Origin of the sequence: Dictyoglomus sp. (assembly GCA_025060475.1) — a bacterium.
Lineage (GTDB): Bacteria > Dictyoglomota > Dictyoglomia > Dictyoglomales > Dictyoglomaceae > NZ13-RE01.
In genome coordinates, this window is sequence record JANXBZ010000005.1 from 111956 (window position 1) to 129465 (window position 17510).

The 17510-nt window shown below is 29.9% G+C and carries 18 protein-coding genes, 1 tRNA gene, 1 rRNA gene and 1 other RNA gene; all 21 read left to right on the forward strand.

Annotation, left to right across the window (positions count from 1 at the left end; all coding sequences use genetic code 11):
* Window positions 1-3 precede the first annotated feature (3 nt).
* The gene (gene ftsZ, locus NZ841_04015) at window positions 4-1083 is read left to right on the forward strand and encodes a cell division protein FtsZ (GenBank protein MCS7201922.1); all 1080 of its coding nucleotides are present in this window, start codon (window positions 4-6) and stop codon (window positions 1081-1083) included.
* Window position 1084: 1 nt separating this feature from the next.
* A complete protein-coding gene (locus tag NZ841_04020; GenBank protein ID MCS7201923.1) occupies window positions 1085-2758 on the forward strand; it encodes a radical SAM protein in 1674 nt (557 codons plus the stop codon).
* Complete coding sequence (locus NZ841_04025) at window positions 2752-3477, forward strand: polyphenol oxidase family protein (GenBank protein ID MCS7201924.1); 726 nt, start codon at window positions 2752-2754, stop codon at window positions 3475-3477. The genes NZ841_04020 and NZ841_04025 overlap by 7 nt, the downstream gene beginning before the upstream one ends.
* 55 nt (window positions 3478-3532) lie before the next feature.
* Window positions 3533-4243 (forward strand): YggS family pyridoxal phosphate-dependent enzyme, encoded by a 711-nt coding sequence (locus NZ841_04030; protein ID MCS7201925.1) that lies wholly within the window; start codon window positions 3533-3535, stop codon window positions 4241-4243.
* The gene (locus NZ841_04035; GenBank protein ID MCS7201926.1) at window positions 4237-4923 is read left to right on the forward strand and encodes a response regulator transcription factor; all 687 of its coding nucleotides are present in this window, start codon (window positions 4237-4239) and stop codon (window positions 4921-4923) included. Before NZ841_04030 ends, NZ841_04035 begins: the two co-directional genes overlap by 7 nt.
* A gap of 64 nt (window positions 4924-4987) precedes the next feature.
* Complete coding sequence (locus NZ841_04040; protein MCS7201927.1) at window positions 4988-5959, forward strand: HAMP domain-containing histidine kinase; 972 nt, start codon at window positions 4988-4990, stop codon at window positions 5957-5959.
* Between the two features lies 1 nt (window position 5960).
* Window positions 5961-7187, forward strand: a complete 1227-nt coding sequence (locus NZ841_04045; protein ID MCS7201928.1) for a DUF1015 domain-containing protein — start codon at window positions 5961-5963, stop codon at window positions 7185-7187.
* Window positions 7177-8280 carry a rod shape-determining protein RodA gene (rodA, locus tag NZ841_04050; protein MCS7201929.1) on the forward strand — a complete coding sequence of 368 codons (1104 nt, stop codon included), beginning with the start codon at window positions 7177-7179 and terminating at the stop codon, window positions 8278-8280. The genes NZ841_04045 and rodA overlap by 11 nt, the downstream gene beginning before the upstream one ends.
* Entirely contained in the window at window positions 8273-10042 is a 1770-nt protein-coding gene (locus NZ841_04055; protein MCS7201930.1) for a TIGR03960 family B12-binding radical SAM protein, read from the forward strand. The genes rodA and NZ841_04055 overlap by 8 nt, the downstream gene beginning before the upstream one ends.
* Window positions 10035-10661 carry a TIGR03936 family radical SAM-associated protein gene (locus NZ841_04060; GenBank protein ID MCS7201931.1) on the forward strand — a complete coding sequence of 209 codons (627 nt, stop codon included), beginning with the start codon at window positions 10035-10037 and terminating at the stop codon, window positions 10659-10661. Before NZ841_04055 ends, NZ841_04060 begins: the two co-directional genes overlap by 8 nt.
* Window positions 10658-11422: a Cof-type HAD-IIB family hydrolase gene (locus NZ841_04065; GenBank protein ID MCS7201932.1), complete on the forward strand. Its 765-nt coding sequence runs from the start codon at window positions 10658-10660 to the stop codon at window positions 11420-11422. Before NZ841_04060 ends, NZ841_04065 begins: the two co-directional genes overlap by 4 nt.
* On the forward strand, window positions 11419-11727 hold the full coding sequence (locus NZ841_04070; GenBank protein ID MCS7201933.1) for a divalent-cation tolerance protein CutA: 309 nt from the start codon (window positions 11419-11421) through the stop codon (window positions 11725-11727). Before NZ841_04065 ends, NZ841_04070 begins: the two co-directional genes overlap by 4 nt.
* A gap of 11 nt (window positions 11728-11738) precedes the next feature.
* Window positions 11739-12182, forward strand: a complete 444-nt coding sequence (locus NZ841_04075) for a nucleoside deaminase (protein MCS7201934.1) — start codon at window positions 11739-11741, stop codon at window positions 12180-12182.
* Between the two features lie 6 nt (window positions 12183-12188).
* Window positions 12189-12280 (forward strand) — tRNA-Ser (locus NZ841_04080).
* Window positions 12281-12301: 21 nt separating this feature from the next.
* Window positions 12302-12526 carry an ABC transporter permease gene (locus NZ841_04085; GenBank protein MCS7201935.1) on the forward strand — a complete coding sequence of 75 codons (225 nt, stop codon included), beginning with the start codon at window positions 12302-12304 and terminating at the stop codon, window positions 12524-12526.
* Between the two features lie 8 nt (window positions 12527-12534).
* Window positions 12535-12800: signal recognition particle sRNA large type (gene ffs / locus NZ841_04090), an RNA gene on the forward strand.
* Window positions 12801-12820: 20 nt separating this feature from the next.
* Complete coding sequence (locus NZ841_04095; protein MCS7201936.1) at window positions 12821-13591, forward strand: TatD family hydrolase; 771 nt, start codon at window positions 12821-12823, stop codon at window positions 13589-13591.
* A complete protein-coding gene (locus NZ841_04100) occupies window positions 13588-14190 on the forward strand; it encodes a TatD family nuclease-associated radical SAM protein (protein ID MCS7201937.1) in 603 nt (200 codons plus the stop codon). Before NZ841_04095 ends, NZ841_04100 begins: the two co-directional genes overlap by 4 nt.
* Entirely contained in the window at window positions 14187-15092 is a 906-nt protein-coding gene (locus NZ841_04105; protein ID MCS7201938.1) for a radical SAM protein, read from the forward strand. Before NZ841_04100 ends, NZ841_04105 begins: the two co-directional genes overlap by 4 nt.
* The gene (locus NZ841_04110; GenBank protein ID MCS7201939.1) at window positions 15089-17092 is read left to right on the forward strand and encodes a CHASE2 domain-containing protein; all 2004 of its coding nucleotides are present in this window, start codon (window positions 15089-15091) and stop codon (window positions 17090-17092) included. The genes NZ841_04105 and NZ841_04110 overlap by 4 nt, the downstream gene beginning before the upstream one ends.
* 147 nt (window positions 17093-17239) lie before the next feature.
* Window positions 17240-17510, forward strand: a 16S ribosomal RNA gene (locus NZ841_04115); the annotation flags it as partial.

The window sequence follows — 17510 nt, forward strand, 5'->3', positions numbered from 1 at the left end:
CTCTTGCTACCACAAAAATTTTCAAAAGATGAGCAAGAAAATAAAAAAGGGGGAATAATTAAGGTTGTAGGAGTTGGAGGAGCAGGAGGAAATGCGATAAATCGAATGATTGAATCTGGAGTGCAAGGGGCTGAGTTTATTGCTGTAAATACAGATCTAAGAATACTAGAATTAAATAAAGCCCCAATAAAAATTCAAATAGGTGCAAATTTAACTCAAGGATTGGGAGCAGGAGGAGATCCAAAAGTAGGGGAGAAATCAGCTTTAGAGAGTGAAGATATAATAAGGGATTATCTTCAAAATTCAGATATGATTTTTATAACCGCAGGTATGGGGGGAGGAACGGGGACAGGAGCTTCTCCTGTTATTGCAGAAATTGCAAGAAGTTGTGCAAAGCTAGTAGTTGCTGTGGTAACCCTTCCTTTCAGTTTTGAAGGTAGAAAAAAAAGAGTTACAGCTATTGAAGGTATAGAAAGATTAAAGGAAAAAGTTGATGCAATAATTATTATTAACAATGATAAGCTTTTACAGATATCAGATAAGTCTACGTTCTTTAATGATGCCTTTAAATTAGCAGATGAAGTATTAAAACAGGCAATTCAGAGTGTAACAGAGATTGTTAATGTTCCTGGATTGATAAATATAGACTTTAATGACTTACAAAACATTATGTCAAATGCAGGATCTGCCTATTTAGGTATTGGAATTGGAAAAGGAGAAAATAGAGCAAAAGAAGCTGCAAAAATGGTTTTACAGAGTCCTATTCTTGATGTTTCTATCTCAGGTGCAAAAGGTGTTGTATTTAATGTGACTGGAGGAAATGATCTTACTCTTTCAGAAGTCTCGGAAATTTCAGAACTTATTGTTCAAAATGCAGATCCAGAAGCAAACATTAAATTTGGAGCAGTGATTGATGCATCTATGGAAGGTATAATTAAGGTAACATTAATTGCTACGGGTTTTGATCAGAAGGAGATTTATAAAGAGGATTCCTCAAAAGAGAAAAAAGAGATTTATAATTATAATCTTTCTGAAAATGATATAGAAATTCCTGCTTTTTTAAGAAGAAGACGTCAAATATAAATTGAGCTGGAATTTTAAAAAAAGAATTAGAGAAATTTTAGAAAAAGAAAGGGGATATAAGCTTTCAAAAAGAGGTGGAGATGTAAGCGTTTTATTAATCTTTCCTAATAAATATTCTTTATCTTTAAGCAATTTAGGTTATCTTACCATATATAAACTTTTTAATGAACAAAAGGGAATTTTATGTGAGAGAGCTTTTATACCTGATGATTTTCCAGAAAACTCTGATTTCCCTCTTTACTCCTTAGAGAGTCAAAGACTAGGAAGAGATTTTGATCTTTGGGCTTTTTCTTTAAGTTTTGAATTAGATTACTTTAACGTAATAAAAATCTTAGAAAGCCAAAAAATCCCTCTTTTTTCTAATGATAGAATGGAAAATTATCCCTTAATTATTGCGGGAGGTATAGCAATAAGTTCTAATCCTGAGCCCTTGGCAGATGTATTCGATCTAATATTTATAGGAGAGGGAGAAAATTTTATTGAAAAATTTTCGGAAAAGCTTATTAATAAGAAAATATATAATTGGAACAAAAAAAGATTTCTAGAAGAGGTCTCGGAAATAAATGGGGTCTACATTCCCAGATTTTCTACACCTATTTACGATGAAGATAATAAAATTCTAGGTTACAAGTCGATGCAAAAGTTACCCATAAAGAGAGAGATTAATTTAAATTTTTCAAGAAATTTAGTTTTCTCTCCTATAATTAGTCCTTTATCTTTCTTTTCTAATATGGTACTTTTAGAAGGAGTAAGAGGATGTATTTATCAGTGTAGATTTTGTCTCGCAGGATATTTTTATAGACCGTCAAGAAAATTAGATTTAAAATCTGCAGTTTTAGAAGTTTACAAAAATTTTTCTTTTGATTTTAGAATTGGTTTGATCTTACCTTCTATTGATAAATCTATCTCTTGGAAGGAAATAAAAGAAATTATAAAGGAAAATGAATTACTTATTTCTTTTTCCTCTCTAAGATTAGATCAATTAGATGATGAAATATTGGATATTTTATTTCAATCAAAACAAAAAACTCTAACTTTAGCTCCAGAAGTAGGAACTAATAGATTGAGAAGAGTAATAAATAAAAATTTTACCAATGATGATATATTAAATTTTTTCAATAAAATTCGATCTTTTCCTTTTAACAATCTTAAATTATATTTTATGTGTGGTTTACCCACAGAGACTCAGGAAGATATAGAAGAAATGATAAAGTTAGTGAAGGAGATAAAAAGTATTTTAAGAAAAAAACATGTTACTATAAGTTTGTCTTTTTTTGTTCCTAAGCCACATACTCCTTTTCAATGGGAAAAAATGTTCAAGGAAGAATACTTTGAAAAACAATCGAGACATATAATAAAAAATCTTAAAGAGATTGTGAATGTTCAAACAGAGGATATTCACTTAAGTCTGATTCAAGGACTTTTAAGTAGGGGGGATAGAAGAATATTTAAAATCTTTAGATATAATATTTCTTTGAAGAAATTAACTAGAATGTTAGATTGGGAGAAGGATTTTTTCCTTTTTAGAGAAAGAGAAAAATATGAATTTTTCCCGTGGGATATAATAGATATAGGTGTTAAGAAGGAATATTTATGGAGAGAAAGAGAAAAAGCATATCGAGGAGAAGTTACAGATCCTTGTTTTGAAGGTTGTAAAGTTTGTGGAATATGTTGAGATTTGGATATTGGAAGTCTCAACTATTAGATAGTTTTTCTGAGATATCTCATGGGTTTGCCTCGGAACCTTTTTCTTTTAATCTCTATTTTGATGTAAGAAATATTAAGGCTTTTATTTATCTATATAAACTTACAAAAATTCCTTTTAAAAATTGGATAATAGCAAAACAGATTCATAGTGATAATATCAATTATATAAAAAGAGATAATAATTTGTTCTTTCCTAAACTAGTAAAAAATACTGACGCTCTTTTAGTATCAGAAAAAAACAAAATGATAATAATGTTTTTTGCAGATTGCTTTCCTATATACATATATATTCCCAAAATACCTTTAGTAGGGTTAATCCACGTGGGATGGAGAGGAGCAATTAAAAGATTTCCTTTTAAGGTATTAAAAGAGCTTTTCGAAAATTATAAGTTATCACCAAATGAGATTTATTTGGCAATAGGACCTGGAATTCAGAAGTGTTGTTTTCAAGTTGGGAGAAATTTTATTAATTACTTAGACGAACAGAGTATGAAATATCTAGAAAAAATTAACGATAGCTTATATTTTAATTTACTAGGATTTATACTTTCTCAAATTTTTAAATATAATCTGCCATCAGAAAATTTAGATATTTCAAATATTTGTACAAAATGTAGTTTGAATTTTTATTCTTTTAGAAGAGATAAAACAAATAAAAGAAATGTTGGGTTTATTTATATAAAATAATCTTTCATTTTAAAGACAAAAGTTGTAAAATTCTAAAGGGATAAAGTTAGGGAATATGATCGATGATTTAAATTATATTAGAGAAAATTGGGAAAAGGTAAGAGAAAACATAGAAAGAATAGCATGTCGTGTGGGAAGAAGAGTTGAAGAGATAAAAGTAGTTGCAGTAGCAAAGGGAGTATCTTCTTCTCATGTTAAAGAGGCTTTTTTTTCTGGAATAAAAATGATTGGCGAAAATAGAGTTCAAGAAGCAGAAAAGAAAATTATGGAACTTTCAGATCTTCCTATAGAGTGGCATATGGTGGGACATTTACAAATTAATAAAGTTAAAAAAGCAGTAAAATTATTTTCTTTAATTCATTCCTTAGATAGATTTTCCCTAGCTTATGAATTAAATAAAGAGGGAGAAAAACTAGGAAAGAAAATTCAGGTTTTAATTCAATTTAATACTTCGGGAGAACCATCAAAATTTGGATTTAGAGAAGAAGACTTTTATAAAAACCTTGATAGTATTATGAATTTAAAAAACATTGAAATATTAGGACTTATGACTATTGGTCCTTTAACTTCGGATAAAAATTTAATAAGAATATCTTTTAGAAAGTTATATGAAATTAGAGAAAAATTAAAAATAGAAACAGGCTTAAAATTGCCATACCTTTCTATGGGGATGTCTGATGATTACTCCATTGCAATAGAAGAAGGAGCGAATCTTTTGAGACTAGGAAGAATAATATTTTTAAAAGATTTTGAGGTGATATTATGAAAAAAATTCTTCTAGTTGAAGACGATAAAGGAATTGTTAATTCTTTATTTTTACTTCTTACCAAGGAAGGATATAAAGTTGAAACTGCGTATAATGGAATAGAAGCTTTAGAGAAATTTAAGACTTTTAATCCTGATTTGATACTCTTAGACCTTCTTCTTCCTGAGAAGGATGGTTGGGAGGTTTGTAAAGAAATAAGAAAATCTAGTAACGTACCAATAATTATGCTAACTGCAAAAGACCAAGAAATAGATAAGGTTATAGGATTAAAATTAGGAGCAGATGATTATATAACGAAGCCCTTTGGAGCAAAAGAATTATTAGCAAGAATTGAGGCTGTTCTTAGAAGGGTTCAGTCTAATTTTATAAAAGATAAAAAAATTATTATTCCTCCTTTTGAAATGGATTTAAATAGGAGAATAGTAAAGATAGAGGGAAAAGAAGTAAATCTTTCTTATAGAGAATTTGAGATACTAAAATTATTTCTATCGTCTCCTGGTGTTGTTTTAACTAGGGAAAATATTATAAAACATATCTGGGGAGAAAATTTCTGGGGTGAACCAAGAACGGTAGATGTTTATATAAGATGGCTAAGAGAAAAAATTGAGGAAGATCCTAGTCATCCCAAATACATAGTGACTGTTAGAAATTTAGGATATAAATTTCAAGGGGGGACCTAAGATAGGAAGTTATGAGGAAAGATGGGAAACTTTAAGTAAAAACATTTGTGTAGGAGTATTGATAGTGGATGAAAAAGGATATATAAAATATCTAAATCCATATGTTACTTATTTATTAGAACTAAATTCTAAAGATCTTAATAATAAACTTTTTGAAGTAATTCCTGATTACGAGATAGATATGCTCTTTAAAAGAACTGTTAGTGAGAAAAGGAATCATGTAATTTCTATTTATTTCTGGGGAAAAGAAAAGAGACTATTAGAAATCAATTCTTTTTATTTACCTGAAAATAAAGAAGTTCTTTTTATAATTAATGATAAAAGTATATACGAAAAGCTTGAAGAGAATTATAAAGATTTTATAGCTAATGCTTCTCATGAATTGAGAACACCTCTTACATCAATGCAAATTCTTTTAGATCTTTTCTCTGAAAGAAAAATCACTCTTGAGGAAATATATAATGAGTTTTTCCCTTATTTCAGAAAAGAAATAGAGAGGATGAGTAAGTTAGTAAATAACCTTCTAAATCTTTCACGCCTTGAGGCTGGAGTAGTAGAATTAAACCTGCAAAATATATTTCTTGTTGATATTATTGAAAAAGTTTTAAACAGTTTAAATCCTCTTATAAAGAAAAAGAATTTAAAATTAAATTTAAAAATCTCTTCCTCTTTAATGCTACACGCAGATCCTCAACATCTTGAAACTATTCTTTTTAATCTTCTCGAAAATGCTGTAAAATATACTCCAGACAAAGGTAGGATAGAGATTTCAGCAAGCGAAGATTCTGAAAAAATAATTTTGTCAATTAAGGATACAGGAATAGGAATATCGGAAAAGGATTTACCTTATATTTTTGATAGATTTTATAGAGCTGATAGAGCAAGAAGTAGCGAGGATGGATTTAGCAGTGGTCTTGGGCTATCTATTGTTAAGAAGTTAGTTGAAAAACATGGATGGGAAATATCAGTAGAAAGCAAGATTAATCAAGGAACAGATTTTAAAATATTTATCCCCAAAAGAAAGGAAGGAGAATAAAATGGTTGAAATTTTACCTTTTTCAGGATACAGATATCATAATAAAATTCCTTTAGAAAAAGTTTTATGTCCTCCTTATGATATCATTTCAGAAGAAGAAAAATTAGAATTTTTAAAATCTCATCCTTATAATTTTGTCCGTTTGACCCTAGGTGAGAAAATTCCAGTTGATTACAGAGAAACTAATAAAATCCTGATGGATTGGATTGGAAAGGAAATTTTGGTGAAAGAAGAAAAATCCTTTTATGTTTATAAACAAAAATTCTTATGGCATGGAAGAAAAGAAGTAAGTTGGGGACTTTTATGTATTATGAAAATTCAGCCCTTAGGGGAGGAAGACATACTTCCTCATGAGCAGACTTTTTTTGCTCCTAAGATGGATAGATTAGAAGTTTTAAGACAGTGTAATGCAAATTTTGAGCCTATTTGGGGTATATATGAGGATAAAGAAGGATTTATGTCAAATATATGGAGAAATTTAAGCGAAAGGGAACCTCTATTGCATGTAGAAACATGGGATAAGAGGGAACATATATTATGGAAGGTACCATCATACTTTGAAAACGAAATAAAAGAATTTTTTAAAACTAAAAAAATCTTGATTGCAGATGGGCATCACAGATATGAGGCATCTTGGAGTTATTATCAAGAGAAGAAAGAAGACAAATTTGGATATATATTTATTTTGCTTACAGATCTCTATGATCCTGGAATTAAAGTTTTACCGACTCATAGGTTGTTAAGAAAAGGAATTAATATCTCCTTAAAGACCTTAGAAGAATATTTTGAGATAATGGAAGAAGAATTTAAAGAGGATTTAGATCTGTTATTTAATCCTTCTAATCCTTTTATTTATTTTTATGACGGTATGAAATTATATAAGCTTTTTCCTAAAATTAAATATTTATCTTTTAAAAAAGAAAAATCAAATATTTGGTGGATTCTTCCTACCACTTTATTGCAAAAAGGAGTTTGGGAAGGTATTTTAAATATAAAAGAAGGAGAACTTCAAGAGAAGAATTTTATTAGATTTTCTCATAGCATAAAGGAAGTTGATGAACTTATTAAGAATGAAGATTTCAGTTTTGCTTTTCTTCTTCCAGCGATTCCCTTAGAAATAATATTCACTCTTGCTATAAAAGGCGAAAGACTTCCTCAGAAATCTACATATTTTTATCCAAAACCTATATCGGGATTGGTGTTTTGGAAGATAGACCATGAGAAATAGAGAATTAAAAATAATTCTCCTAGTTTTTATTTTAATTGTTATAGGCCTTTTTTCTATATATAGTGCAACTATAAGTAGACTTTTGGGAAAAAATCTATCACCTTTTCTTTTTGTAGAAAGACAGTTAATTGCTTTTATAATTGGTTTAATTTTGTTTTTTCTAATCTTAAGTTTTCCTTATAGAGCCTTAGAGAGATCATGGTTTTTTATTTATTTAATAAATTTAATTTTACTTATTGGAGTATTCTTTTTCGGAAGAGAAACCTTAGGAGCTCAGAGATGGTACTCAATTTTTGGTTTTTCTTTTCAACCCTCTGAATTATCTAAATTGTTTATAATACTTTCTTTATCAGGATATTTCTGTGAAACAAAAAAGAAAAAGGGAGAATTAGGTATTACCGAGTTCTTTTTTGCTTCATTGCTTTTGTTTTTAACAGCATTAGCGATATTTCTACAGCCAGATCTTGGAACTGCAATAATTATAGCCTTAACAGGGCTATTTTTAGTTTTTATTTCAGGAATTCCTAAGAGATATATTATTAAAACTATTATGGCTTTTATTCTTCTAATTCCTTTTTTTTGGTTTATTCTAAAACCATATCAGCAACAAAGAATAATTACTTTTTTAAATCCTTATAAAGATCCATTAGGTAGCGGTTATCAAGTCTTACAGGGATTAATAGCTATTGGTTCTGGAAGAGTTTTAGGGAAGGGTTGGTTAGGAGGTCAACAGACTCATCTTAATCTTATTCCAGAGCAACATACAGATTTTATATTTACCGTAATAGGAGAAGAATTTGGTTTTATCGGAGGAGTGATCTTGTTATTAATATATTATCTTCTATTTTATTATTTGTGGAAAATTTATATTAATATAAATGAAAATTTTGGAAAAATGATAGTAGGAGGAATTCTTTTCAGTTGGTTAATTCAAACATTTATAAACATTGGCATGGTTTTAGGATTATTACCTGTTGTGGGTGTTCCTTTGCCCTTTGTAAGTTTTGCACGGTCTTCTTTGATAACTAATCTTATGATGTTAGGTTTTTTAGTGAATATTTCTATAAGAAGTGATAGGATGCTCCATGTATAAAATTAATGAAATTCTAAAGGAAGTTAAAACTCCTGGAAGATATATTGGAGAGGAGTTTAATGTAATCAAAAAAAACTGGGACGATGCTAGATTGCGTGTTGCATTAGCTTATCCTGATCTTTATGAAATCGGAATGTCAAATCTTGGATTTCAAATAGTATATCATCTACTAAATAAAAGAGAAGATACTCTTTGCGAAAGAGTTTTTGCTCCAGATTTGGATATGGAGAAATTTCTTAGATCATATAAAATACCTATATTTACCTTGGAGAGTAAAACTCCTTTATTTAAATTTGACTGGATTGGTTTTAGCATATCCTATGAACTTAATTATTCTGGAATTTTAAATATTTTAGATCTTGCAAATATGTCTGTTTTTAGTAGGTACAGAAAAGAAAAAGATCCTGTAATCATAGCAGGTGGTCCCTCGGTATTAAATCCAGAACCTTTAGCCCCTTTTATAGATGTTTTCTTTATAGGAGAAGTAGAGGATGCCATTGATGAATTAGTAAATACTTACTTAGAATGGAAAGAAAGTAAAGAGTCAAAATTGGAGCTATATAAAAGATGGGTTAAAATTGAGGGAATTTACATTCCTTCTCTTTATGAGGATATTTCTATAACTCCTAAATATCTTTGGGTTCCTGAAAAAATTAGCAGAAGAATAGTAAAGGATTTAGATAATGCTTATTTTCCAACAAAACCATTGGTTCCTTTACAATCCGTTGTGCATGACAGAGGAATTGTAGAAATAATGAGAGGATGTCAGAGAAATTGTAGATTTTGTTTTGCTGGATATATTTATAGGCCTAAAAGGATAAGAAAACCCGAAAAAGTCAAAGAAATCGTTAGGGAACTTTTTAAAAATACTGGTTATGAAGAAATTACTCTTCTTTCTTTAAGTAGTAATGATTATCCCTATATAGAATCTTTGATACATGATCTAAATGAAGAGTTCGCAGGAAAATACTTAAATTTTTCTTTGCCATCCTTAAGAGCTGATAAGTTTTCTCTTCAGTTATCAGAAAAACTACAAAGGGTAAGAAAGTCAGGATTAACCTTTGCAATAGAAGCAGGAACAGAAAGACTGCGTCGAGTAATTAATAAAGGATTAAAAACTGAAGATTTTCTTGCTACTATTAAAAATGCTTATGATATGGGATGGAGAAGAGTAAAACTTTATTTTATGTTAGGACTTCCTACTGAGAAAAAGGAAGATATTGAAGAATTAGTTGCCTTGATTTTGAAGATGAAAAATCAAAATAAAGGAATGCTTTTTCATCTTAGTTTTTCTATATTTATCCCAAAACCTCATACTGCTTTTCAATGGGAAAGATTTGAAGAAAAGGAAGTAATCGAAGGTAGGAAAAAATATATTTATGAAAATTTAAAAAAAGGATCATTTATTATAGATTTTCATGATTACAATATGAGTTTATTAGAGGCAGTATTTTCAAGAGGAGATAGAAAATTGTCTAATGTCTTATTTTCAGCATGGAAAAAGGGAAGTAGATTAGAAGGATGGAGGGATTATTTAAATATTTCTATTTGGGAAGAAGCTTTTAAGGAAAATAAAATTGATCCTCGGGATTATTTAAAAGAAAGAGACCTAGATGAAGCTCTTCCATGGGATCACATCGTTACTGGAGTTTCGAAAGAGTTTCTGAAAAAGGAAAGAGAAAAAGCATATAGAGAAGAGGAAACTCCTCCTTGTGAATGGAATCACTATTGTGAGTTTTGTGGAATAATACATTATGAATAACTATATATATCGTCTTTGTTATTATAAAATAGGAAGTCTAAAATATGTAAGTTTCCGAGATTTTACAAAGTCTATTATTAGAGCTTTGAGAAGGACAGAGATTCCTATTCTCTATTCTCAAGGATTTAATCCTATGCCTGTTATTTCCTTTTCAATTCCTGTTCCTGTTGGTGTAGAGAGTAAAAGGGAGTGGTTAGATATAGTTCTCAAAGAAAAAGTATCTGAAGATTTTATTATAAAAGAATGGAATAAACAATTGAATTTGGATGCCCAGTTTTATGAATGTTATTTCTTAAAAGAGAAGAAAGAACCAATAGAGATAAAATATATAAAATACAATCTTGAAATTTTCTCCCAATCTTTAGAATTTCTTTATGGAGATTTGAATATATTTTATTCAAAAAATTTATTCAATATTCTTGTAAGAAGGGGAGAAAAGATAAAAGAATTAGATCTTAAAGAATATTTAGTAGAGATAAAAATAGAAGAAGATAAAAATATTAATATACATGCATTAACTAAAGTTATAAATGGAAGTTTAATTAGAGGTGAAGAAATTTTAGAAATCTTTTCATATAAACCTTTACTCATAAATCAAGTTAGAGAGCTTTTATTATGAAAAGATATAAATTGATTATAAGCGATTTTGATGGAAGCTTAGTAGGGAAGGACTTAAGAATATCTCAAGAAAATCTTGAGGCTCTGAAAGAGCTTAGAGAAAATGGATTAGATATCACTTTAGCTACAGGAAGAAGGCTTCAATCTGTAAAGCCTTTTATGGATAAGTTAGGAATTAAGCTTCCTGTAATTTTATATAATGGTGCTGGCATTTATGATCCTGTAAATAATATATGGTTATATAGAAAATTTTTAGATCCAAACATATTTAAAGATATTCTTGAGTTTTTAAGATCTCTTAATTTGAAGATTCTTCTTGGTGTATACTGGAAGGATGAGCTATGGGAGTTAGAAGAATTTGAGTCTGTTGATAATATTATGAGGAATGATTTAGTTAAATTCTTTATAGAAGCTCAAAGGGAAGTTTTAGAGGAATTAAAAGAGTTATTAGAAATTTATTATAAAGAAAAAGCTGAAATTGTTTTCTCAGGAGAGGCATATTTAGAAATATTACCAAAAGGATGCTCAAAAGGGAATGCAATGTTATGGCTAGTAAATTTCTTAAATATATCACCCAAGGAGGTTATTGCTATTGGAGATTACGATAATGATATAGATCTACTAGAAAAAGCAGGTTTAGGAATTGCTTTACCTGATAGTTCTTTTAAAATAAAAGAAATAGCGGATTACATAGCCCTTTCTGGACCAGAGTTGATTTTAGAGGAAATATTAAAAAAATTTATAAGGAGTGAAAAATCATGATATTAGTAATTTCTACTGTTAAAAATGAAGAGGAAGGAAAAAGAATTGTAAATCTTCTTCTTGATGAGAAATTGATTGCTTGTGGAAATATTATATCCCAAGTAAAGTCTTTATTTTTCTGGAACAATATTAAGGAAGAAGTAGAAGAGTGTGTTTTATTTTTAAAAACTTCTCAAGAAAAGTTTCCTGTTTTAATTAGAAGATTAAAGGAAATTCATAGTTATGAATTACCTGAAATAATAGCAATTCCAATAAATTTAGGAGACCCAATCTATTTAAAATGGATAGAAGATTCTACAAAATAGATGAATTTTATATGAATATAGCAATAAAAGAAGCTAAAAAAGCATTAAATAAAAAAGAAGTTCCTGTTGGGGCTGTTTTGGTTGATAAAGATGGAAATATTTTAGCAAAGGGCTATAACTTAAAAGAAAAGAAAAAGGATCCTTCTGCCCATGCTGAAATTGTAGTTATCAGAAAGGCCTCTAAGAAATTAAATAATTGGAGATTAGAAGGATGTTCAATATATGTCACATTACAGCCCTGTTTAATGTGTTTTGGGGCTTTAGTTCAAGCACGAATAAAAAGATTAATTTTTGGAGCTTATGATCCAAAAGAAAATATTCTTGAAACAATATACTCGAATTATGATATTGAAATAAAAGGTGGAGTTTTAGAAGAAGAATGTTCTAATTTATTAAAATCTTTTTTTAAAATAATTCGAGATTTTTCAGGCTTAGGATTTTATGGTAAAATATAACGACGGGGAGAGGTGGCTGAGTGGACGAAGGCGCTCGCCTGGAGAGCGAGTAGGCCGCGAAAGCGGTCTCGTGGGTTCGAATCCCACCCTCTCCGCCATTTTATCTTAGGTGTTTTAAAATGGAATTAAGGAATATATTAAGTACGGGAAGTATAATTTTGAGTTTTTTATTGGGATTTTTATCTGCCTATGCAGTAGTTAAGGAATTAAATTTTTCTATTTTATTTAAAAACGAAAAAAGTATAGGAGCAACTATTGCAAAACTTATAATATTTATAATAATCTGGGCTTTTGTAGGGCAATTCTTAAGTTTTATTTTTGTTTTAGTAAGATTACAGGAATGAACTCAGGGCTATGCTTAGGTGGGGAGCTAGCGGTGCCCTGTACCTGCAATCCGCTATAGCAGGACCGAAAGGCCACCTGAGGCTTATCCTTGTAGAAAAGGGAGGAATATGGGGGCGATGAAAATCAGGACCTGTGCAATAGGAGAACTTCAAACCCCGCCAGGTCCGAAAGGAAGCAACGGTAAGAAGTTTTTCCTATGTGCCGCAGGGATCCTGGTTGGAGCCTACCAATCCTCTACTATCTGGAAGGATAAAGTCGAGGGTGGAGGCATAGCCCTGAGATAAATATAAAATATGTGGATAGATTTACATACTCATTTAAACCATGAATCTTTATATAAGAACTGGAAGGAGATATACAAAAAAGCAAAGAAAGTTGGAGTTGAAGGTCTTATTATAGTAGGATTTGATTTTGATTCCAGTAGAATTGCAGTAGAAATTTCTTCGTGTGAAGATAAAATTTTTGCATCTATAGGAATTCATCCTCATGATGCTGATTCTTTGAATTATAGCGATTTTCAATGGGAGGATCTTATAACTTCAAAAACTATTGCTATTGGAGAAATAGGATTAGATTATTATAAGATGTATTCTTCAAAGGAAAAGCAAATAAAGATATTTAGAGAAGGGCTAAATTTCGCTAAAAAATATAATCTTCCTTTAATTATCCATTGCAGAGAAGCTTATCAAGATTTAATAAAAATTTTAAAAGAAGAGAGAGTATGGGAACTTAAAGGAGTAATGCATAGCTTTTCTGGAAGTTATGAGATTGCAAAAATAATAGCAAATTGGAATTTTCTTTTCTCTTTTTCTGGCCCTATAACATACCCTAATGCTTCTCGTTTGAGAGAAGTAGTTTCAAAACTTCCATTGGATCTTATTGTTATAGAAACAGACTCTCCTTATCTTTCTCCTCAATCTAAACGAGGAAAAATAAACGAGCCATCTAATCTTTTAGAGATTGCCCAGAAATTAGCAGAGATAAAAAATATTTCTATAGAAAAATTAGAGGAAATATTACAAGAAAACATTAAAAAAATTTTTCCTAAGATGTTTGAAATATGAATACGGTATATATATTAGGAGATAATCTTTATCTTAACATAACTAATTGTTGTACTAATCGATGTATATTTTGTATTAAGAATTTTTCTAATGGAGTAGGCGATAAAATATTATGGTTAGATAGAGAACCTACCTATAGAGAAATTATTGAAGAACTAAAGGGTTATTTTCCTTTGAAAAGATATAAAGAAATTGTATTTTGTGGTTTTGGAGAACCTTTATTGCGGATAAATGTTGTAAAAAAAATAGCTGAGTTTGTTAAAAATTATGATTCTTCTGTATTTCTTCGGATAGATACTAATGGACACGGAAATTTTTTTCATCAAAGAAATATTCTCTTGGATTTAAAAGATTTGATTGATTCTATATCTATAAGTCTTAATGCAGAAACTCCAGAAAAATATAACGAAATATGTAGACCTGTGTTTAAAGGCATATATGAAGAAATATTAGACTTTATAAAACTGGCAACTAAGTCTATAAAAACTGTTAAAATAACAATTGTGGATTTGCCAGTAATTGATAAGGCTTCATGTGAAAAGATAGCCTCAGAATTAGGGGTAAAACTTTATATAAGAAAATTTATAAAAACTTTATGAAGCCAATATATTTGGAAACTTTCAATAAAGGAGAACTGGATATAAAAATTAAAGAAGCTTACAGAAAGCTTGAATCTTGTGATCTATGTCCCCGAAATTGTAGGATAAATAGACTAAAAGGAGAAAAAGGATATTGTAAATCAGGGGCTGAACCTATTATTTCAGATTTTTTCCCTCATTTTGGGGAAGAGAAGGTTTTAGTTGGAAGAACAGGCTCAGGAACTATATTTTTCACTAACTGTAATCTTGGATGCATATTTTGCCAAAATTACTCAATAAGTCATCTTGGTATTGGAGAAAAAGTCTCTATTGAGAATTTAGCTAAAATTATGTTATACTTGCAAAGTTTGAAATGTAATAATATAAATTTAGTAACTCCTACCCATTTTGTACCACAGATTTTGGCAAGTCTAAAAATAGCAATTTTAGAAGGACTAAATATACCTTTGGTTTATAATACGAGTGGTTATGAGAATATTGAAACTTTAAGAATTTTGGAAGGGGTAATAGATATATATATGCCTGATATAAAATTTATTTCTAAAGAAGTTGCGCGAAAATTGGCTAATGCAGAAGACTATCCAGAAATAGCGAAAGAAGCATTAAAAGAAATGCAAAGACAAGTGGGAGATTTAGTTATAAATGAAGATGGGATTGCAGAGAGAGGTCTTATTGTAAGGCATTTACTTCTACCAAATAATCTTTCTGGAATTGAAGAATGGTTAGAATTTTTAAAAGAAGAAATATCTCCTAATGTATTTATTAATATTATGGATCAATATCGTCCTCTTTATAGAGCTTGGGAATATCCTGAAATCAATAGAGTTATTACTTGGGAGGAATATAAGGTTGCTATAAGATTAGCTAAAGATAAGGGATTTAGGAGAATATATCCGACATGATAAAAAGTAAATATAGATTCTTACTGAAATTTCTTATTTTGTTTGTGTTTTTTCTTTTCATTATAGTTCTTAATTTTTTTGATTTATTTTCTCTTTTAGAAAATAGAAGTATTGATTGGAGATTTCATATAAGAGGAGAGAAAAAAGCCCATAAAGATATAGTAATTATAGGAATAGATGATGAATCTTTACTTGAAATAGGAAATTGGCCATGGTCTCGAACAGTTCATGTGAAACTTTTAGATATAATAAAGAAACAAAAACCTAAGTTAATCGTTTTTGATATAATATTCGATGTAGAAACTAAAGAAGATAGAATTTTTGCTAAAAAGATTGAAGCTTTAAATAATGTACTTCTATCAAGTTATCTTTTTTCCTCTACAGATCCTAAGCTTAACGTTATTCTATTTCAAGTTAGAGAATCTACGCCTCTTTTGAAAAAATCTGCTGTTTATAATGGAATAAGCAACTTAGTATTAGATAAAGATAAAGTAGTTAGAAAAGGTAAATTATATTTTGAAGATTTTAATAGAAATAAATATTACTCCTTAGCTTTATATGCTTATTCTTATATAACTAAAGTTTCCATTCCATCTCTTTTAAAGATTTTCCCATCAGAATTTTATATTAATTTTTCTGGGGGGCCCTATAACATTAAAGTAATTCCTTATTATAGTATATTAAAAGGAGAAGCAGATATTAGTATTTTGAAAAATAAGATTGTTTTTATAGGTGCAGTTTCTGAATTACTCAAGGATTCTTATTTAGTTCCTTTTACAGGATATAGAAGATGGGGAAAAGTTTCACTAGGAAATATGTCAGGAGTTGAGATACATGCGAATATTTTGAGTAATTTATTGGATAAAAATTATTTACGTTCTCTCCCTTTTTGGTTTAATTTATTAATTTCTTTTCTAATACTTTTCATTACTGGTTTAATACAAGGAAAAAGAATAGTCATAAATTTAATTATAGCTTTTGTGAGTATAGTTATTTATTCTTTTATTAGCTTATATTTATTTAATAAAAATCTTATTATTCCTTTTACTTCACCAATTTTTTCTATAGTCTTAGGATTTATTGGGAATATTTTATATCAAAATATTCTACCTAAGGAGAGCTTAGAGGGCTTAATAATAAAAGGAAGATATAGACTTATTAAGAAACTCGGAGCAGGTGGAATGGCAACAGTATATTTAGCAAAGGATCTGTCTACTAGAGATAACGTAGCAATAAAGATTTTACATCCTCAATTTTCTGAAGATTCTCAAACAGTAGAGAGATTTTTAAGAGAAGCAAAAGCTTCAGCAATTTTAGAACATCCCAATATTGTTAGAGTTTTCGATCAAGGAAAGGAAGAAAATTATTATTTTATTGTTATGGAATATGTTACAGGAAAAGATTTGAAAAAAATAATAGAAGAAAAAGGACCATTGCCTTCTTTCTATTCAAAAGAAATAATTCTTGAAGTAGCTAAAGCTTTAGATTATGCAAATTCAAAAAATATTGTTCATAGAGACATAAAGCCCCAAAATATAATGATAACTTTAGATGGAAAGGTAAAATTAATGGATTTTGGTATAGCTCATTTAGGTAGCCTTTCTACTATAACCCAAACAGGTGTTTTTATGGGAACACCCCAATATGCTTCTCCTGAGCAGGCAGAAGGGTCAAAAGTAGATATAAGATCTGATATTTATTCTTTAGGTGTAGTTTTTTTTGAACTATTAACTGGTTTTCTTCCTTATTCTGGAGAGACTACTATTGCTGTAATGTTTAAAAAAATTCAGGAGGAGCTTCCTGATCCAAGATCTATAAAGCCTGAAATACCTGAAGGTTTAGCTCAAATTGTTATGAAAATGACTGCAAGACTTCCAGAAGATAGATATCAAAATCCAAAGGAATTAATTGAAGATTTAGAAAGGGGTTATCCATTGAGACCTTATGAAAAAAGGAAGCTATCTTCTCAAGAAACAATAATGAAATCTAAAGAAGAGTAACTTCTAAATCCCCTCTTGCAAAACATGAGGGGGATATGGTAGAATTAACGTGCCTGAGATAAAGGTAAGGCGAATGCACCTTAGAAAAGGGGAGAAAGGAAAGAAGAGAGGGAAAGAAGAGGCAGGAGAAAGCCCTAATTTTATATAGGGATGGAGGGTTTGATCCTGGCTCAGGACGAACGCTGGCGGCGTGCCTAAGGCATGCAAGTCGAGCGGTAGCTCCTATAAGTTAAAGCTTATAGGAGTGAGAGCGGCGCACGGGTGAGTAACACGTAGGTAACCTACCCCAGAGAGGGGGATAACACCTCGAAAGGGGTGCTAAACCCCCATATACTTACCGAGCGGAAGGCTCAGGTAAGGAAAGAGTATAGAGGGGTAACCCTCTATGCTGCTCTGGGATGGGCCTGCGGCCTATCAG

Coding starts and splice junctions, on each gene's coding strand:
- NZ841_04025 (MCS7201924.1), top strand. CDS start 2,752: ATGTTGAGATTTGGATATTGGAAGTCTCAACTATTAGATAGTTTTTCT.
- NZ841_04030 (MCS7201925.1), top strand. CDS start 3,533: ATGATCGATGATTTAAATTATATTAGAGAAAATTGGGAAAAGGTAAGA.
- NZ841_04045 (MCS7201928.1), top strand. CDS start 5,961: ATGGTTGAAATTTTACCTTTTTCAGGATACAGATATCATAATAAAATT.
- rodA (MCS7201929.1), top strand. CDS start 7,177: ATGAGAAATAGAGAATTAAAAATAATTCTCCTAGTTTTTATTTTAATT.
- NZ841_04055 (MCS7201930.1), top strand. CDS start 8,273: ATGTATAAAATTAATGAAATTCTAAAGGAAGTTAAAACTCCTGGAAGA.
- NZ841_04060 (MCS7201931.1), top strand. CDS start 10,035: ATGAATAACTATATATATCGTCTTTGTTATTATAAAATAGGAAGTCTA.
- NZ841_04065 (MCS7201932.1), top strand. CDS start 10,658: ATGAAAAGATATAAATTGATTATAAGCGATTTTGATGGAAGCTTAGTA.
- NZ841_04070 (MCS7201933.1), top strand. CDS start 11,419: ATGATATTAGTAATTTCTACTGTTAAAAATGAAGAGGAAGGAAAAAGA.
- NZ841_04075 (MCS7201934.1), top strand. CDS start 11,739: ATGAATATAGCAATAAAAGAAGCTAAAAAAGCATTAAATAAAAAAGAA.
- NZ841_04085 (MCS7201935.1), top strand. CDS start 12,302: ATGGAATTAAGGAATATATTAAGTACGGGAAGTATAATTTTGAGTTTT.
- NZ841_04095 (MCS7201936.1), top strand. CDS start 12,821: ATGTGGATAGATTTACATACTCATTTAAACCATGAATCTTTATATAAG.
- NZ841_04100 (MCS7201937.1), top strand. CDS start 13,588: ATGAATACGGTATATATATTAGGAGATAATCTTTATCTTAACATAACT.
- NZ841_04105 (MCS7201938.1), top strand. CDS start 14,187: ATGAAGCCAATATATTTGGAAACTTTCAATAAAGGAGAACTGGATATA.
- NZ841_04110 (MCS7201939.1), top strand. CDS start 15,089: ATGATAAAAAGTAAATATAGATTCTTACTGAAATTTCTTATTTTGTTT.